Raw genomic sequence first — 17,953 nt, 5'->3', positions numbered from 1 at the left:
GGTTTTGACATCCAATTTATGCATTTTGACAACATTTATAGGGGCTTAGGGAACATAAAGTTGCTCACCCTTTGTTAAAAAGGGAATTTTACTTTTAGAGCATAGTATACCTATTAAATTTATAAATAAAGTAATGAAAAAATAGTAAAAAATCAGTCCCATTCTTATTAACCTAAACTACCTAAATTGAAAACGAAAAACCTACTTTTCCAATTAACGGATTTAGAGTCGCACCTAAATGATTTTTCAGTCGAAAAATTAACTAAGGATGAGGCTTTTCATCTTAAAGTATCTTTCCAACATTTTAAAAAGAACCTTTTAGAAATGGTCTTCCTGTCTAAGGAAAATATAGACACGGATAAGCAAAAGGAATTATCAAAAGCTAAGTCCAACGAGTTTGAAAAGGTGTATCCAGATTTAGATTTAGAGACGTATGAAGCTGTAATTGAGCATCACAAATCTTACGGTAATGTTTTAAAGGAACTGCAAATTGATACTGCTATGGATAAAAAAGAAATATTAATTCTTAACGGAAAAACAAATGTAAGTGAGCATGACGATACAGAGATTGATTTAAAACCAATGCTGATGGAGTGTATGGGTGAAATGAGCTTATTACGTGAATTGATTTCAATTTTCATAAGTAATGGGCTTGAGTTTATTGGAGCTTCTAAAATTCACCTACAGACCCAAGATTTTGAAGAGTTAGATTTAGCCGCACACAAAATAAAAACGGGATTGGCTATGATGCGAACAGATAATCTACATGAAATTATCATCCAAATTCAGAAAGGATGTAAACTAGATCAGGACCCAAAGCATTTGGAGTTTCTTTGTAAGTGTTTTAGTGAAGAATTCCCAAGAGTTAAAACAGAATTAGACCGTGCTTATGTAGAGCTTACCAATAATTAAAAACCTAGCAATGACCAAAAAGAGATTATTGTTAGCGGAAGATGATGAGTTACTGGCGTCTTTGCTCAACTTTCGATTAAAGAAAGGGGGCTATGAGGTTAATCATAGCACCAACGGAAAAGAGGTAAAAGAATATCTGTCAGGGCACATGCCCGATATTATTGTAAGTGATATTATGATGCCCTATTTCTCCGGTATGGAGCTTATTGCTTATGTACGCAAGGAATTAAAATCTCAAGTACCCATTATTATTATATCATCTGCAGGAAACGAAGAAAACGTGTTGAACGCGTTTGAACTGGGCGCAAACGACTTTATATCAAAACCGGTGAGTCCATCTGAGCTTTTAGTGCGTGTTGCACGAGAATTGAATAAAACTTAATTTGTTAGAAACCTTTAACACATATTATGGTGTGGCGCTTATTACGGCACCAAAAATAAACACAGACATTCTGTGGGGTTTATCTATTGTGTTCGTTGTTCTAGCTGTGGTGTATTTCGTTTCGGTTTTCTTTTTTAGAAATAAGATATCTGCAACGGCAGCACGCACCAGGCAGCGCAAGAAGGAACTCTCACCAATGATTAGTGAGTTTTTGTTCTATGAAGAAGATGCGGATAAGGGAGAAAAATCTAACTATATCTCCTTAAAGATTGAAATAAGAGAACTCCTTAAGGATAATTTCAATAGAAAAGTTTTAGTAGAAGTGCTTTTAGATTTGAGAAAGGATGTTTCGGGAGATACACAACTCCGACTTTTTAGCCTTTATCAAGATTTAGGGCTTCAAAAAGAAGCATTCAAAAAATTGAAAAGCTGGCGTTGGGAAATTATCTCAAAAGGAATTTTAGAGCTTACCCAAATGCAGGTGGTAACGGCTTATGGCTTCATAACCAAGTTCATTAACCATAAGACGGCAACTATAAGGAAGCAGGCAGAAATTGCAACGGTTACCCTAAAGCCAGAAGGAATCAACTATTTTTTGGATACTACACGTTACAAAATATCTGAATGGCAGCAGTTAAAACTGCTTGATGTACTTAGGAACCAAGAGAATTATGAGCCACCTAGGTTCAGAATGTGGTTGACCTCTAAGAATAAACATGTAGTGCTATTCGCTCTTAGGCTCATTAAATATTACAATCAGAATGATGCCAATTCTTCGCTTATAGAGCTGATTAAACACAAGAATTACCAAATAAGAGAAGAGGCTATCAGCTGTATTAAAGAGTTTTATGTGGTTGAGGCGATACCAACACTCAAGGACATTTTTAAAAAATGTAATACAGATGGTAAGATTGCGGTGTTAGGGGCTATTTCTGAATTGGGAAGCGTTGATGATATTAATTTCCTTAAAAATGTAGCGAGGAAAGAAAATAACTTCTCTGTATCTAGCAAGGCTTTGGCAGCAATTAATACAATTTCTCCGGAGACTGTTATGCCATCCGAAGGGTTGGAAAAACCAAAAGCTTATTCAGCAGATATTGAAGAAAGTGAGGCGTTGCAAGATACTGATGTTATAAACTCGTTGCCTGTTCCTACTGAGGAAAAGGCTGTGATTGTTTCTGTAATTGAAGAGGGGCAAAAGGAAGAGGGTGTTCAAGAAGAGTTGCTTGAAGTTAAAACAGCAGAAGCTACAGTTAAAGAAGAATTAGTAGATGCAATAGAAGATGGTATTGCTGATGTAAAGAAAGAAGCCACAGCAGAGCAAGAAATTAGTTTAAGTTCTGATGAAATCTATGCGGTGGAGACCATCTTATCCGAGGAAAAATATGGGTATGTAAAAGAAGAAGACCAAATAGAATTTGTTGAAATAACGGAGATAATAGTTATAGATCCAATTACAGTGACTGGGTTTTTATCAAAAACAGAAAACATACAAATTGAAAATTTTTCAGATTCTTCATTACAACTAGACTTTTTACCTGTTGTAATTGACAATCCAGTATACCCTAACCAACCAACTATAAAATACCGACCCATGGGCGATTCAGAAAACAATAATCTTGATGTTAGATGTATTGAAGTTGAATATGAAGAAGTGGCTTCAGATATTCAAAAGGAAGCTTTACCAGAGGAACCTATGTTTGACATTTCTAAAATTGATTTTCTACCCATAGTAATTGATGATCATAAATTAGAGATTGACGAACTTAAAACTAACAACGGCGCTAATATTGATGATACTTCGGTTGAAAAAGGTACAGAAGAACTGCATGAATTTGTAAATGAAATTAGCGAGCTCAATTTCTTACCTATTGTTATGGATAGTGAAGTAGTGGTAGAGCAAGATATGTCTGAGGTTATTTCAGAAGAGGAGATATCTGAAAGTTCAAATAGTCTTGATGGTTTTACATTATCTGATTTTGAGATTGATTTTGAAAGTACGGAAGATGTAATGCCCGTAGAAAATGATGAAATCCATGAAGAGGCTGCTAATTCTAATTCTCATGAAACGGCAATAAATGATACTGAAGATGTAATGTCTTGGTTGATGGCAGAGAATGAACTTAGGGAGATTGAATTGGAATACGAAGTAGTTTCATCCAAAGAATTACCCAACCCACTTTTAGAGTTAATTCCTGAGCCTATTTATTACAACGAGCATGAAGCGTATATGATGGGGCTTTTAGATGATTTAGAGGAAATGGGTGATCATCGTGAAATCCCTTTGTTGCAGGAACTTTTGGCAGAAGAAACAGAAAATTTTGTAAAAGATCGTATTCATAGTCTTATTGAGCAGTTTTCATATTTTGAAACCTCACTTAAAAACGTTAAAAGCAAACCAAAAGAATCATCAGAGATAGAAATGCCCGTATTTAGTGTGTTTGCAGATTTGTTTAAGAATATAGATACTGAGTCCAAACTGGTTCTCTTAGATGAAATTGTTTCAGTAGGAGATGAAAAAGAAATCGATTTTTTAGATGGATTATTAGAAGATCCTAATCTTAAAATTAGAAAGAAGGCACAGGAAGCCCTGAAGAGTTTGGTTGAAAAAGTTTCAAGAAAAGCTGAGTTTGAAAAAGACCTACTACCTAAACCTATAGAGGAGTTACCTATTGATTTGTCCATTTTAGAGCCATTTACAGGGTCAAAATCTAAAAAGGTTAAGCACATACCAACGAATGAAGGGAACAACTACGAAGGTCAGGAAGTTGTTGGTTTTGATTTTGAATTAGATGACACCCAGGTGCTTGATAAAAAGTATGACCAAAAAACATTGAACATTAACGTTGAATCAACAGATGTACCTCCTAACGAGGGTTCCTTTTTGACCACAATTATAGATTTTCCAAGAAAATTCATTGGTAAATTAAATGGATAGTACTTTTTTCAATATCCTTTTAGATTACATAAACATCGTTTTTTTGATGTTTACAGTTATATTATTTACTTTATTTACCATAATGGGGTATCTATCTACCCGAAACTCTATCCATTACCGAAAAAAAAATAGTTTTGGCAGCCTTTCAAAAGTAATGGCTTCGCCTTTATCTCCCAGTATTACCATTATAGCACCTGCTTACAATGAGGGTTTGACCATTGTAGAGAACATTCGCTCACTCATGTCACTGCGTTACGTAAATTATGAAGTAATGGTGGTTAACGACGGTAGTAAGGATGATACGCTTAAAAAGATGATAGATGCGTATGATCTGGTTAAAATTGAACAAAAGATTGACCCTAATTGGAAAAACAAACCTATTCGTGGTGTTTACAAATCTCCCCATAGGGCGTTTGCAAAGCTCACAGTCATAGATAAAGAAAATGGAGGAAAATCCGATGCCTTAAATACAGGCATGGCACTATCTACAAACCGTTATGTGGGGTGTATAGATGTAGATTGTCTTCTATTGCCAGACGCATTGTTACATGTGGTGAAATCCTTCTACCAACGTTCGGAAAAACGGGTAATAGCAGTAGGCGGAGTGATTCGTGTAGCTAATTCCTGTGTGATAGAAGGCGGGCAATTAGAAGAAATACGATTACCAACCAATTGGCTCGCGCGCTTTCAATTATTAGAATACACGCGTTCTTTTATTTTAGGAAGAATGGCCTGGGGAAGTATAGATAGCCTCCTAATTATTTCAGGAGCTTTTGGGTTTTTTGATAGAGAAATTGCATTAGCTGTTGGCGGTTATGATACAGGTACGGTAGGCGAGGACATGGAAATTGTCTTTAAGATGAGAAGGTATATGCATGATCGTAAAGAACCGTATACCATTGAATATATTCCTGATCCGCTGTGTTGGACGGAAGTTCCGGAGGATTTAAAAATTCTGGTGAACCAAAGAGATAGATGGGCTAGAGGGAACTTAGAGACTTTATTTAAGCATAAAGACATGTTTTTTAATTCTAAGTATGGGCGTCTGGGCTTACTGAGTTATCCATATTGGTTTTTTTATGAATGGTTGGCTCCGTTGTTGGAGTTTTTCGGATTCTTTACCATTATACTTTTTACATATCTGGGAATTTTAAATTGGGACTTTTTTATAGCCATTACGGCAATGGTGTATTTGTTTTCAATTATGTTTTCGTTCTATGCCATTCTATGGGATGTGTATAGCTACAATGAATACAAAAAAACAAAAGATATTTTAACGCTTATGCTTTGCGCTGTTATAGAGCCCATATTTTTTCACCCTATCGTAGTATGGTCAGCAGTAAGAGGTAATTATAAGAAACTATTCAAAATTAAATCGGGATGGGGATCTCAGGTACGAAAAGGCTTCGCTAAAGCCACATAAAATTATAGATGAATACAAGTACAATAGACAGGTACTCTTTAAAGCACTACACGAGATTGATGATTTCTTTCTTTGGTAGTCTTCTGGTGCTTACTATATACCAATACACCACTTTGTATTTTAAAGGCGTTGTAGATATTATTTTTGGAACCAGCTTCTTTATTGCTGTAGTCCACCAAATTGGGTTTACCTCTTTGGTTGGGGTGATTTTAGCATTTCCATTCAATTTTTGGGAAAACCTGAGACCACGTTATGGTTTCAACTTGGTGTTTGTGTTACTTCTGGTTCTATTAATCGTAGAAGCTATGCTTATTAGTTATTTCTGTACGGCATTGGTACCATTAGGCTCGGATTTATTAGGCTATAGTTTTAGTGATATTAAAATGACAATTGCTAATTCTGGGGGAATCTCATGGGTGTTGCCCTTGGGGTTTGTCATTATAGTGGCTATGTTCTTTGGGTTGTACAAAATTTCCTCTAAACATTACCACCATATTAGTAGAATGTACCCGTTTACTATCATTTTGTTTAGTATGTTCATTGCCACGCTTTTTATTGAGGGTAAACCCATTAATCACAATAAAACGCAATACCTAGCGCTCAACCTTTATGATACCTCTACGGAAGATACTTCATATAATTCAGATGTTGAATTCCCTTTAATCAAAGCAAAACCAATACAGAATGTTTTAGGAGAGTATTTTGAACTTAAAGAGCAGAAACCCAATATCGTCTTTTTAATGGTAGAAGGGCTTGGGAGAGATTTTGTTGGAGAAGGAGCGGAGTATGGTGGCTTTACCCCTTTTTTAGATTCGCTTACTACTAAATCATTGTATTGGGAAAACTGTTTAAGTAATACCGGGCGTACTTTTGGTGTGCTTCCATCCTTGTTAGGATCATTGCCTTTTGGTAAAAGCGGATTTATGGAGTTGGAAAAATACCCTAACAAGCTCACTTTGTTTAGTATTTTAAAGAACAATGGGTATCACACCTCTTTTTATCAAGGAACCAATAGTTCTTTTGATAATGTAGATCGATTTCTAACCAGTGAAAATGTAGATTTTGTTTTAGACAAATCGGGTTTTGGTAGTAAATACCAAATGCAGGCAGAAGATGCAGCAGGTGCTTCATGGGGCTATCCGGACAGGGAGCTTTTTAAAAAGAGTATGAGTTTGCCTCGTACAGCGGAACAGCCACGTATGGAGGTCTATATGACCATTAGTACTCACGAACCGTTTATTCCGCCCAAGCAAGATTATTATGAGGCTAAGGTTGCCAAATTACTATCAGAAGGGGATTATAGTGGAAAGATAGAGAAGGTTATTGAGAAAAATGATAATGTGTTCGCTACGTTGTTATATACTGATGATGCCTTAAAATATGCATTTGAAGAATACCGAAGACAACCGAACTATGACAACACCATATTTATTATCACCGGAGACCACAGGTTGATTCCCATACCACAGCGTAATAACCTTAGCCGTTTTCATGTGCCTCTTATTATGTATAGTCCGCTTTTAAAGAAAACTAAAAAAATGAGTGCGGTCAATTCTCATTTTGATGTTACGCCAACTTTATTGGCACTCATGGAAGCTAAATATGAGTTGAAAATGCCTAAAAAAGTAGCTTGGATGGGCAGTGCGTTGGATATGTCCGAAGATTTTCGATCTGTCAAGAACATTCCGCTAATGCGAAATAAAAATGAGCTAAAAGAATTTGTGGACGCAGAGAAACTTTATTCTGATGGATCTATTTACTCTTTGGACGAGAATATGGATTTAGGATCCTCTTTTAGCAGCTCCAATAGTGAGAAAAAGTTGCAAGCTTTTAAATCTATAAATGCTTACGTGACAAATAATGACAAAATAATTCCAGATAGTTTGGCCATATTTTCGGTGAAAAAAGAAAAATTCACAGACTCGGAAATTGTATGGATAAACAGTGTTTACAACGGTCAAAATTTTGATAAGGTTTATATGATTGCACGGGAACTGGCCTTTGAGCGCGAATATGAAAAATCACTTTTACTTAGTCGTTATATTCTTTCGGAAGCTCCAAGTCATATAGATACCAAGGTTTTAATGGGTAGAGTCAATGTGTGGATGGGCAACTATGATGAGTCCATTAAAATATTAAAGGCGTGTGTTAAAATGAATCCTAATTATATAGATTCATATTCCGCTTTATTTGATGTTTATTTTTGGTCGGAACGTTCTAAAGAAGGCTTGGAGTTAGTAAAGTTGGTTCAGGAGAATAGCTCAAGTGCCCATGAAATTAAGGACAAAATAGATAGGGCCAAGAGGCAGGCACAAAAGAAGAGAATTGCTGCATCCATAGAAAAAATTAGAAATTCCAATACGGAGACCGCCATAAATACGTTTGAAATAGAATGAGTAGCCAAACTATATATCTATTTCTGTTATGCATTTTCCTAAGCCTATGGACTAGAGGTCAGGATGTTGTTCTTAACGATGTTAGTTTTGATGAAGCTCGTGACTTAGCTTATGAAGGTGATTATAGGTCTGCAAATGCGATGTTGGCCCAATTGGTGAAACCGGACTCCAAAGATACTGGTGCACGTGCTTTGTTGGCCAGTACGTATAGTTGGAACGGAGAATATGATAAGGCTAGAGATGAATTTAATACTATAATATCTTCAGAAAGGAACGATAGAAAAGTATGGATAGCCGCTATAAAAAATGAACTTTACGCTAGAAATAATGCTACAGCAATGGGCTTGGCAAATAAGGCTTTAGTGTATCTTAAAAGTGATGTTGAGGTAGAAAGACTCAAAAGTATTGCCGAAGAGGATTTTAAAAACAATGAATATTCAGAGATTGGCTGGTTCAATAGTAATGACTCGGTGGTTCCAAAAGAACAAGTTGAAGTAGCCATTGCTAAAGAGAAAAAACCGGAAGCTATTGATACTCTGGCGGCGAAAACTCCGGTTGCAGAAGACGTTTTTAAAAATAGGGTAGCAGTAAGGAACTCCGCGACTATATATGATACCAGGTATGACCCAATGTTTTATTCCAGTATTTCATATAATAGACAGACCTTGGCAGGAACTCTTATTCCTAGAATAAATTATAGTAATCGTTTACAGACGAATGGGGTGCAGTATGATCTGGATTTTTATCCAAAATTCTCAAAACGGTTTTACGCTTATCTAAACTATGGTTTCTCAAACGCTTCAATTTACCCTAAACACAAGTTTGGTGGAGATTTGTATGCCAACCTTCCAGGTGCTATTGAGTTCTCTGCAGGGGGTAGATATATCAGTTATGATAACACCAATGTATCCGTCATTACAAACTCGTTAGGGCATTATAGGGGGAACTATTATTTTTCTCTTCGTTCGTATATTACGCCAATGCCGGATAACCTTACCCGTTTCTCAGGTAACTTGTTGGTTCGTAAATATTTAAAAGATGCCGAGAATTATCTTGGATTAAATGTAGGCATGGGGTATTCGCCAGAATTGAGACAATTGACTTCGGGCGATGAGCTTTTGGCGGAAACTCTTTTATACGTAGAATCACAACGTTTAAGTCTGGAGTATCAATTTACAGGTAAGAACAATCCAAATATTTATAGAGCCAACGTGGGTGCTACCAGACAGGAATTGGCATTTGCTTCAGGCACTTTCTTTTACGGAGTTTCAGCGGGAATTACCTATGAGGTGAAATTCTAATTTGAGGCTGTTTATTTACTGTCCTTTATTGTGATTGCATCAAATACCCATTTATCGGCATACATACCATAAACTAACCCTATTTCATTCTCTTGTACATAGGTTTCATCTTTTCCTGGATCAAAGTTTACATTATATACATATACCTTAATTCCATTATCTCTCAACTGAAGCATCAACTTTTTTTGGGCGGACAATATTCTACGCGATAGCGCTACGTGCTTTACATTATTGATAGTCAACCATTGTAATTTATCTCCTTTTATCTTTAGTAGTGGCTCTTGTGAAATCATTGCATGGATGCCCTGTTGAGAAGCATCTTCTACAGCCATAGGACTAAAAAGCTCCATGAGTAACCTGTCTTTATCTATAAATTGATTTGCAAAATCTATGGGGTTATTTACTTTGTCAGTAACCAATGTAGCATCTGGGTGGGCTTTAAACCAAGAATTTATTCCTTTTAGATCTAGTGTGGTGTATGCTCCATAAATTTTATGTTTCATGAATTCTGAATGGGAGGGAGGTAATTCCCCAGGATAATCCGTGAATCGTGCCCACATGGCCCAGTCGTGTGCTGCTACTAACTTTCCATCAGATGTTTCAATAATATCTAGTTCAAAAAGGCGAAACCCTTTTTTATAATTTTCATCAAGTGCGTTCTTGGTATTGGTAGATTTAACTCCGTCTATTTCTCCACCAGCATGAGCTATATACCGATTATTATTTGGTTCAAAATCATAAGTGACACGAGGAAAATAGATTTGGGCATCTTTAGATATGTCTGGAACATTTTCAGAAATCATGACAGAACTATCGTTAACCTCTTCCGTAATTATACCATTAAAATTATGCATGATGTATGCTTGGCGACCTTTTAAGGCTCCTAGTTTTTGAAAACCCATCTGTGTTAATTCAGTTGAGGTTTTTAATTCACCGTTTACAGCAGAATCATGGGCGAGAATGGCGAAAGTAGCTTTGTGGGATTGTAACTGTTTTAATACGGACATAAGTTTATCCAGTTCTTCTGGGTTAGAGTAGGTGTCATAGGTTTTAAACTCAAAAGTGTCCGATGAGTTAAAATGAATTACCGTGAGACCCCTTTCAATATGTTCGGTTTGACCGCCAACCGTAAAACTACTTTTTTGTTTGGCGTTAAAGCTATGGCTATTTAAGGTTAGGATTGTTTGGTTTACTGTTAGGGATGGCGAAAGTGGAGTAGAACCGGTTTCCATACAACCAGTTTCAGACGACCCCATACAGAGGCTAGTGTATATAAATAGTAAGCCGGCAATTTTTGCTTTATTTTTCATTGTAACTGGTAAAAATAATTTTCAAGACACATATAATATGGGGTATAGAAGGCAATTCTATAAACATTAGTCTATAAGATAGTAACGTTTTGGATTGCTTGCTTATTGCGGTATGTTCTTAGTGTGGTTGATATTGGCCTGTTCTACTAAAAAGAGTTGGTAGATTTTAGAAAATAATGTTTTGAAGTGAAAATTTCTATAGTTGATAATTTTTTGAAAAATAAGCGACTAAGAGTACTAGCACAATGTAGTATAGATTGTAGATTTGAGGCTGCAATTATCCAGTACTACCTATAAACATTGGGCTTAAAGAACGGTAAATATTTGATAAACAGAGGTTAATAGATTAAATGTATCATTTTTACGATGAATAACACACCTGTTTTGTTCAATAAAAGGGCATTTTTACATGATTAACAGGTTTTACAACATTTTTCATTCGTTACACCACATTTTGTTGTTGAAGGTGGTCTTATTGAATAAGTTTACATCATAATAATTGAGACACCAAATCAAAATATTAACTTAACCTATACAAGATTATGCTTTACGATACCTACGGAGAAGAATACCTATCATTCCTTCAAGACTTAAATGAAATCCTAAGTTTAAACGAATTAGTAGAATTAGATTATATGTAATCAGGATCCCAAATCCATCAACTTTTAATACCTACAACTATGGCAAATCAAAACCCAGACAATGCGGCTTACATGAATTTTATTGAAAATTTAAATGAAATTCTAAACAGTGAAGAAATTAATAAATTAAATTTTTCTTAGTTATTTAGTGAAAATTAGTTGTTCAAAAAAAGCCCTAACGAAGAATCGTTAGGGCTTTTTTACGTACAATGTTTTTTAGGGCTTAGCCTAAATAGGTTTTCAATAGTTTACTTCTTGAATTGTGACGTAACTTTCTAATAGCTTTTTCACGAATTTGACGAACTCTCTCTCTGGTGAGATCAAAAGTCTGCCCAATTTCGGCCAAAGTCATAGATTGTTGATCACCTATTCCGTAATACAATTTAACCACATCCGCTTCTCTTGGAGATAAGGTCTCTAGAGCACGGTTAATCTCTGTATTCAAAGACTGTTGCATTAAAATCTTATCAGGCTTTGGAGACTCACCACTACGAAGTACATCATAAAGGTTGGAATCTTCACCTTCTCTAAGAGGAGCATCCATAGATACATGCCTTCCAGAGTTTTTCATTGATTGCTTTACCTCGCTAACCGTCATTTCTAGCTCTTTGGCTATTTCCTCAGCAGAAGGTGGTCTTTCATGTGCTTGCTCTAAATAAGAAAATGTTTTTTTAATCTTATTAATAGAACCAATTTTGTTCAATGGCAAACGTACAACACGAGACTGCTCGGCAAGAGCCTGAAGAATCGATTGGCGAATCCACCAAACGGCATAGGATATAAATTTAAAACCACGTGTTTCATCAAAACGTTTAGCGGCTTTTACAAGTCCAAGGTTACCTTCGTTTATTAAATCGGGTAACTTTAAACCTTGATTTTGATATTGTTTGGCCACGGAGACCACAAAGCGTAAGTTAGCTGTAGTTAATTTTTCTAGGGCTACTTGGTCCCCAGCTCGTATTCTTTGTGCGAGTTCTACTTCCTCAGACGCATTGATCAGATCAATTTTACTGATATCTTGCAAGTACTTATCCAATGATTTTGATTCACGATTCGTAACTTGCTTGATAATCTTTAGTTGCCTCATATATCTAGTATGTTTAGGATTACTACAAGAGTACAGTATACATTTTTATTATCGATTTTCCAAAGAGATGTCAGTATTCTTATACAAAATTTATGAGAAGTTTAAGATTTTAAGTACGAATGTAGGCGGATTCTCGTTGTTCCGTTATTTTTGAAGATAAATAAAGTAAAATGAGCAAGCGAAAGCTGAAAAAATACCTTTCAGAAATTGATAAAGAAGCTATTGAAGAACAGCTTTTAGATCTTTATGATCGTTTTCCAGAGGTAAAGGAGTATTATAACTTCATCTTTAACCCAAAAGAAGACAAGCTTGTTCAAGAAGCGAAAACAAAAATTAGTAACGAGTATTTTCCTGTGAGGAGAAAAAGGCCCAGGGCCAGACGGTCCGTGGCGCAAAAGTTCATAAAGCACTTTAAAAAACTAGGGGTAGATCCACATCTTACGGCAGATGTTATGTTGTACAACTTAGAGATTGCCCAAATATTTGAAAAGGACCGCAACATACCGGATTCCTTTTATAAAAGTATGATGAATTCATTTACTGAAGCTGTGCAGTTTGTTTCGGTAAATGGCCTATTGGGAGAATATAAAGAGCGTATCGTAAAGATTTATACCATAACACAAGAACAAAATTGGCAATTTGGCGAAGGATTTTCCCGAGCCTTGGATATCATAGATTAATATGGCAATAGTAATTATTAGACAAGACGATAAAATTGAACTTTGGAAAAAAGCCCTTTTAGAGCAGCAACCAGATTTGGAAGTGTATAGCTACCAAGAAGAGCATCCCAAGGAAAAAATAGAAATGGCCCTGGTTTGGAAACACCCAAACGGTGCATTGGCTCATTATCCTAATTTAAAATTGATAGCATCAAGTGGGGCAGGGGTAGACTTCATTTTTGAAGATGAGTCGGCACCTAAAAACCTACCCATAACACGGGTGGTAGATGATATGTTGGCAAAAGATATGAGTGAGCATGTTTTGGCTGTCATCTTAGGTCATCTTAAAAATTTAGATCGTTACAGAATTAATCAGACAAAGGGTATTTGGCAACCTGTGCAATACCATCGTATTTCAGATTTTAATGTGGGTATTATGGGTTTGGGAGCGCTAGGCAAAGAATTGGGAACGGATTTGGTAAAATTCGGTTTTAGGGTTCAAGGTTGGGCAAACTCAAAGAAAGATATTGACGGTATTAATTGTTTTGTAGGTGATGCTGGCTTTTCAAATTTTCTTGAGACAACCCAGATTTTGGTATGCCTTTTACCTCTTACGGATGCTACTTCTGGTATTTTGAACAGGAAGGTTTTTGAACAACTGCCAAAAGGAGCTTTTGTAATTAATGTGGCTCGGGGTGGTCATTTAGTTGATGCGGATTTGTTAGAAATGCTGAATAACGATCATTTGTCCGGCGCGGGATTAGATGTATACCATCAAGAACCTTTACCAAAAGAACATCCGTTTTGGAACCATGAAAAAATTCAGATGACACCTCATTACGCTAGTGTTTCTGATACGAATTCGGTAGTTCCCCAAATTTTAGAAAATTATGATAGACTTCAGAAAGGTAGTTCTTTATTAAATGAAGTGGTGATGGATAAAGGGTATTAAAGAATTATTTTTCTATTTTAAATAGATGAAAATCACTCGCGTTTTTAGGGAGGTGAGAAGCTTTTATTTTGCCTTTTTATCGATTTAACTCGAATAAATTTCAAATAAGTACAAATTTCCTTTAATTTTGTGAAATTGAGATTTTGGGGTACCCCACCTACTTACAATAATTGAACACTAAATTTTAGACCCTACTTGGAGTTAAAAAAAAATACTACCGAAAAGCAGCTGTACGACTATCAGATTGAAGATCTGAATACCATTTTTAAGCATCTTGAAGATCCTGAAGAGAAAGGAAATTTACTCTATCAATTACCTACGGGAGGCGGAAAAACGGTTGTTTTTTCTGAGATTGCCCGTCGTTATATTGAGAAAACGGGTAAAAAAGTGGTTGTACTTACACACCGTATAGAGCTAAGTACACAGACATCTAGAATGCTAAAAAGCTTTGGTGTTAAGAATAAGATCATTAATAGTGAGGTAAAGGAACTTACCGATCAAGATGAGTTCATGTGCTTTGTAGCCATGGTAGAAACCCTTAACAATAGGCTGCAAGAAGAGAAAGTAGAGATAAATGACATAGGCTTGGTTATTATAGATGAAGCCCATTACAATTCGTTTAGAAAGCTATTTAAGTTTTTTAAAAAATCTACGATTTTAGGAGTTACCGCAACACCTTTGAGTTCCAATATAAAACTACCCATGAAAGACAACTATCAAAAGTTGATCGTGGGGGAATCCATAGGTGCTTTGATCAAGAGAAATTTCTTGGCCAAGGGAAATATGTACAATTATGATGTAAGTCTGCAAAGTCTCAAATTGGGTATTAGTGGGGATTATACCGTTAAATCATCAGATGAGCTGTATAGCAACCAAAGTATGTTGGGTAAGCTACTATCGGCATACAAAGAAATAGCTGAGGGTACAAAAACGTTAATATTTAACAATGGTATCAATACCTCCCGTTATGTGTATGAAACGTTTAAGAAGGCTGGTTATAATGTGCGTCATCTAGACAATAAAAATACCTCTTCTGAACGTAAAGAAATTTTAGAGTGGTTTTCCAATACACCAGATGCTATTTTAACTTCGGTTAGTATTCTTACTACGGGTTTTGATGAACCATCTGTAGAAACTATTATTTTGAACAGGGCTACACGTTCGCTTACGCTGTATTTTCAGATGATTGGTCGTGGGTCTCGTATTTTAGAGAATAAGAGTGAATTTACGGTTGTAGATTTAGGAAACAACGTAGCTCGTTTTGGTCTTTGGGATGCTCCAATTGATTGGCAAGAGATTTTCCATTTCCCAGATTTCTATCTTGAAAATATCAAGAATGATGAGGAAATAGAGAAAGAATTCGTTTATGAAATGCCCTCGGCACTTCGTGAAAAGTTCAAAGATTCAACGAACATTGAGTTCAATATAAAGGAAGAGTATAAAAAGGTTTTTGCTCAAGGTCTAAGGTCTAAAATAGTGCTTGAACGAAGTATTGATCAACATGCCCAAATCTGTGTAGAAAATTCCGAAGATGTTTTTGATGCGCGTATTTTAGCAAAAGAACTCAAGGAAGAGATCAAGTATAGGGTACGTCAATATTCGTATTGTATTATGAACAATACCAAGAATTACAAAGAATGGTTAGAGGAGGATTATGAGCGTAAATTGCGTTCAAGTATTTCTCGTATGTTTGCTGCCAAGATGTAGTTTCCTTAAGGGATATAAGAAGTGTTGTATTAGCTAACCTAAGTTCTTAAGTAGGGCAAAGTGAAGGAGAGTGTACTATTAGTTATCGGTTTTACTTGGCCAGAACCGGCTTCTACTGCGGCGGGAAACCGAATGCTTCAACTTCTTCTCTTTTTTAAAGCGGAGGGGTACCGTATCGTTTTTACTAGTACCGCGTCAAAATCAGAACTTTCTTTAGATCTTAATGCACTTCAAATAGAATCAAGGTCTATTACTTTGAACGATTCGGGTTTTGATTCTTTTATTAAAGAATTAAACCCTAGCATTGTTCTGTTTGACCGATTTTTGACCGAAGAACAATTTGGATGGCGCGTTTCTGAAAATGTGCCTAATGCTATTAGAATATTAGATACTGAAGATTTGCATTCTCTTAGAAAAGTTAGGGAAACGTCTCTTAAAAAAGGAGTTCCTTTTTCAGTTCAGTCTTGGTTGAAGGATGATAGTGCAAAACGTGAAATAGCAAGTATACTTCGTTGCGATTTGTCATTGATGGTTTCAACCTTTGAGATTCAATTGTTGGTCAAAGAAGTTAAACTAGACTCTAATTTACTTTTACATTTGCCGTTCCTTTTGGAAGAAATACAAATGGAGAACCAAAGGAATTGGACTAGTTTTAAGGATCGATTAAATTTTGTGTGTATTGGGAATGGAAAACATGCACCAAATGTTGATGCCGTAATATGGTTGTATCAAGAAATTTGGCCTCTAATTAGAAAGGCTTTACCAGATGCTCAGGTTGCCGTTTATGGAGCGTACATGCCACAAAAAGTGAAGGAGCTGCACAAACCAGAAATAGGTTTTCTAATTAAGGGATGGGCTAAAGATGCAAATAAAGTATTAGAGAATTCACGAGTAAATCTTGCTCCGCTGCGTTTTGGTGCGGGTATTAAGGGAAAACTTACTTTAGCTATGCAAAACGGCACACCAAGTATTACTACGGGCATAGGTGCGGAAGGAATGCATGAAGGTTTACCATGGAGTGGAGTCATTACCGAAACTGCCATTGATTTTGCTCATGAGAGCATAGAATTGTATACCAATGAGAAGTATTGGCATGATGCGCAACACAATGGTGTGGACCTAATTAATCAACTGTACAGCAGAAAAGAACTGAGCAAACATTTTTCTATAGTATTAGAAAACTTACTACAAAACTTAGAGATGCACCGTCAACAAAATTTTATTGGGAGTTTATTGCAGCATCAAACCATGCAGAGTACAAAGTATCTTTCAAAATGGATAGAGGTGAAGAATAAACAAGAATGATTTTAACAAGGTGAAATTGCAGCATAGGTTTTAATCAAAAAGGATACTAAAAGTAGCACCTTCGTTTACTTTATTAGACACTTTTATTTCTCTGCTCACAGCTTTAAGTTGGGTCTTTGTCATAAAGAATACAACCCTTGTAGTTTCTGGGTGATTATGAAGAACTTCGGTTCATAATTAAAGTGTGTTCCAAATTCTATTAAAGCTTTTAATCCATCTGCAGTTTTGATTAGGGTTTTATTAGGTGTGTCAACAGGCGTTTTCTCTCCTCTTGTTAATTTAGTCTAAGGCATCACAGTATTTACTCACAGCGCTATCTATATCGTAAACCCCTGTATCTACATTTAATTTTCCAAGCACCAATTTTTAAGATGCCATGAATACTATTCATGGCATTGGTACTTAAAGTATTTTTTTCTTACTCATTTACAATGAATTTGAAACTATTGTATAATAGAGGGGAATAGGTGTATGTTTAATCTTTAGGCAGTTAATAAAAGTTGAATCAATTTATAAATTAATATATTATTTACATGCTAGTGTTTCTTCAATTAGTGATTTAAGCTTGTTGCTTTTTAAGGGCTTGGATAAATAGTCTACAACAGATGAGTAGCTTTTGGCTCTTTCTATATCTTCTGGGTCCACGGATGAGGAAACCATATAAATAGGAATCTGTTTGCTTATAGTAGACTCAATATTCTTGTATGCTTCTAAGAATTGAAACCCGTCCATAATAGGCATGTCAATATCCAAAAGGATAAGATGGGGGAGAGCATCAGGGTTATTCTGGTTTTCTAAGATGTAGTTGAGTGCTTCTTCTCCATTACGAAATACAGAAGTTGTGTGTTCTATCTTTAAAAATTTTACAGATTGAATAATTGTAAACCTATAAATATCATCGTCATCAACAATACAAAGGTGAAAGGGGTTTTTCATAATT

Annotated in this window: 13 protein-coding genes; 10 read left to right on the top strand and 3 right to left on the bottom strand. The window is 35.8% G+C overall.

Annotated features, from left to right (window positions below):
• The first annotated feature begins 186 nt into the window (after positions 1-186).
• The 6 genes from IWC72_RS17165 to IWC72_RS17140 are packed head-to-tail and all read left to right on the top strand — an operon-like array spanning position 187 to position 9,352.
• On the top strand, positions 187-912 hold the full coding sequence (locus IWC72_RS17165) for an Hpt domain-containing protein (RefSeq protein ID WP_194527405.1): 726 nt from the start codon (positions 187-189) through the stop codon (positions 910-912).
• Positions 913-922: 10 nt separating this feature from the next.
• On the top strand, positions 923-1,294 hold the full coding sequence (locus IWC72_RS17160) for a response regulator (protein WP_194527404.1): 372 nt from the start codon (positions 923-925) through the stop codon (positions 1,292-1,294).
• Between the two features lies 1 nt (position 1,295).
• Positions 1,296-4,232, top strand: coding sequence for a HEAT repeat domain-containing protein (locus IWC72_RS17155; protein ID WP_194530630.1), 2,937 nt, complete (start codon positions 1,296-1,298; stop codon positions 4,230-4,232).
• Between the two features lie 46 nt (positions 4,233-4,278).
• Positions 4,279-5,655 carry a glycosyltransferase family 2 protein gene (locus IWC72_RS17150; protein WP_394370101.1) on the top strand — a complete coding sequence of 459 codons (1,377 nt, stop codon included), beginning with the start codon at positions 4,279-4,281 and terminating at the stop codon, positions 5,653-5,655.
• Between the two features lie 8 nt (positions 5,656-5,663).
• Positions 5,664-8,051: an LTA synthase family protein gene (locus IWC72_RS17145; protein WP_194530628.1), complete on the top strand. Its 2,388-nt coding sequence runs from the start codon at positions 5,664-5,666 to the stop codon at positions 8,049-8,051.
• Positions 8,048-9,352: a YaiO family outer membrane beta-barrel protein gene (locus IWC72_RS17140; protein WP_194530627.1), complete on the top strand. Its 1,305-nt coding sequence runs from the start codon at positions 8,048-8,050 to the stop codon at positions 9,350-9,352. Before IWC72_RS17145 ends, IWC72_RS17140 begins: the two co-directional genes overlap by 4 nt.
• Before the next feature lie 11 nt (positions 9,353-9,363).
• Here the strand turns inward: IWC72_RS17140 and IWC72_RS17135 are convergent, their stop codons facing one another.
• Together IWC72_RS17135 and IWC72_RS17130 are read right to left on the bottom strand one after the other, a co-directional pair.
• Positions 9,364-10,662 (bottom strand): PI-PLC domain-containing protein, encoded by a 1,299-nt coding sequence (locus IWC72_RS17135; RefSeq protein WP_194530626.1) that lies wholly within the window; start codon positions 10,660-10,662, stop codon positions 9,364-9,366.
• An 864-nt stretch (positions 10,663-11,526) separates the two neighbouring features.
• Positions 11,527-12,390, bottom strand: coding sequence for a sigma-70 family RNA polymerase sigma factor (locus tag IWC72_RS17130; RefSeq protein WP_194527398.1), 864 nt, complete (start codon positions 12,388-12,390; stop codon positions 11,527-11,529).
• Positions 12,391-12,560: 170 nt separating this feature from the next.
• Between IWC72_RS17130 and IWC72_RS17125 the strand changes: the two genes are divergently transcribed.
• The 4 genes from IWC72_RS17125 to IWC72_RS17110 all read left to right on the top strand — a co-directional run bounded on the left by IWC72_RS17125 (position 12,561) and on the right by IWC72_RS17110 (position 17,013).
• Positions 12,561-13,070: a DUF6155 family protein gene (locus tag IWC72_RS17125; RefSeq protein WP_194527397.1), complete on the top strand. Its 510-nt coding sequence runs from the start codon at positions 12,561-12,563 to the stop codon at positions 13,068-13,070.
• A gap of 1 nt (position 13,071) precedes the next feature.
• The gene (locus tag IWC72_RS17120) at positions 13,072-14,001 is read left to right on the top strand and encodes a 2-hydroxyacid dehydrogenase (protein ID WP_194530625.1); all 930 of its coding nucleotides are present in this window, start codon (positions 13,072-13,074) and stop codon (positions 13,999-14,001) included.
• Between the two features lie 195 nt (positions 14,002-14,196).
• A complete protein-coding gene (locus tag IWC72_RS17115) occupies positions 14,197-15,708 on the top strand; it encodes a DEAD/DEAH box helicase (protein ID WP_194530624.1) in 1,512 nt (503 codons plus the stop codon).
• A gap of 60 nt (positions 15,709-15,768) precedes the next feature.
• Positions 15,769-17,013 carry a glycosyltransferase gene (locus IWC72_RS17110; RefSeq protein ID WP_317171417.1) on the top strand — a complete coding sequence of 415 codons (1,245 nt, stop codon included), beginning with the start codon at positions 15,769-15,771 and terminating at the stop codon, positions 17,011-17,013.
• Between the two features lie 525 nt (positions 17,014-17,538).
• Here the strand turns inward: IWC72_RS17110 and IWC72_RS17105 are convergent.
• A complete protein-coding gene (locus IWC72_RS17105) occupies positions 17,539-17,949 on the bottom strand; it encodes a response regulator (protein WP_194527394.1) in 411 nt (136 codons plus the stop codon).
• Positions 17,950-17,953: the final 4 nt, after the last annotated feature.

The sequence above is a fragment of the Zobellia roscoffensis genome, from assembly GCF_015330165.1.
Lineage (GTDB): Bacteria > Bacteroidota > Bacteroidia > Flavobacteriales > Flavobacteriaceae > Zobellia > Zobellia roscoffensis.
This window is presented reverse-complemented; position numbering and strand designations above follow the sequence as displayed.

What these genes read in the sequence shown, in the direction of transcription:
- IWC72_RS17160 (WP_194527404.1), top strand. Translation starts at nt 923, where the DNA reads ATGACCAAAAAGAGATTATTGTTAGCGGAAGATGATGAGTTACTGGCG.
- IWC72_RS17150 (WP_394370101.1), top strand. Translation starts at nt 4,279, where the DNA reads ATGTTTACAGTTATATTATTTACTTTATTTACCATAATGGGGTATCTA.
- IWC72_RS17130 (WP_194527398.1), bottom strand. Translation starts at nt 12,390, where the DNA reads ATGAGGCAACTAAAGATTATCAAGCAAGTTACGAATCGTGAATCAAAA.
- IWC72_RS17105 (WP_194527394.1), bottom strand. Translation starts at nt 17,949, where the DNA reads ATGAAAAACCCCTTTCACCTTTGTATTGTTGATGACGATGATATTTAT.
- IWC72_RS17125 (WP_194527397.1), top strand. Translation starts at nt 12,561, where the DNA reads ATGAGCAAGCGAAAGCTGAAAAAATACCTTTCAGAAATTGATAAAGAA.
- IWC72_RS17140 (WP_194530627.1), top strand. Translation starts at nt 8,048, where the DNA reads ATGAGTAGCCAAACTATATATCTATTTCTGTTATGCATTTTCCTAAGC.
- IWC72_RS17120 (WP_194530625.1), top strand. Translation starts at nt 13,072, where the DNA reads ATGGCAATAGTAATTATTAGACAAGACGATAAAATTGAACTTTGGAAA.
- IWC72_RS17145 (WP_194530628.1), top strand. Translation starts at nt 5,664, where the DNA reads ATGAATACAAGTACAATAGACAGGTACTCTTTAAAGCACTACACGAGA.
- IWC72_RS17135 (WP_194530626.1), bottom strand. Translation starts at nt 10,662, where the DNA reads ATGAAAAATAAAGCAAAAATTGCCGGCTTACTATTTATATACACTAGC.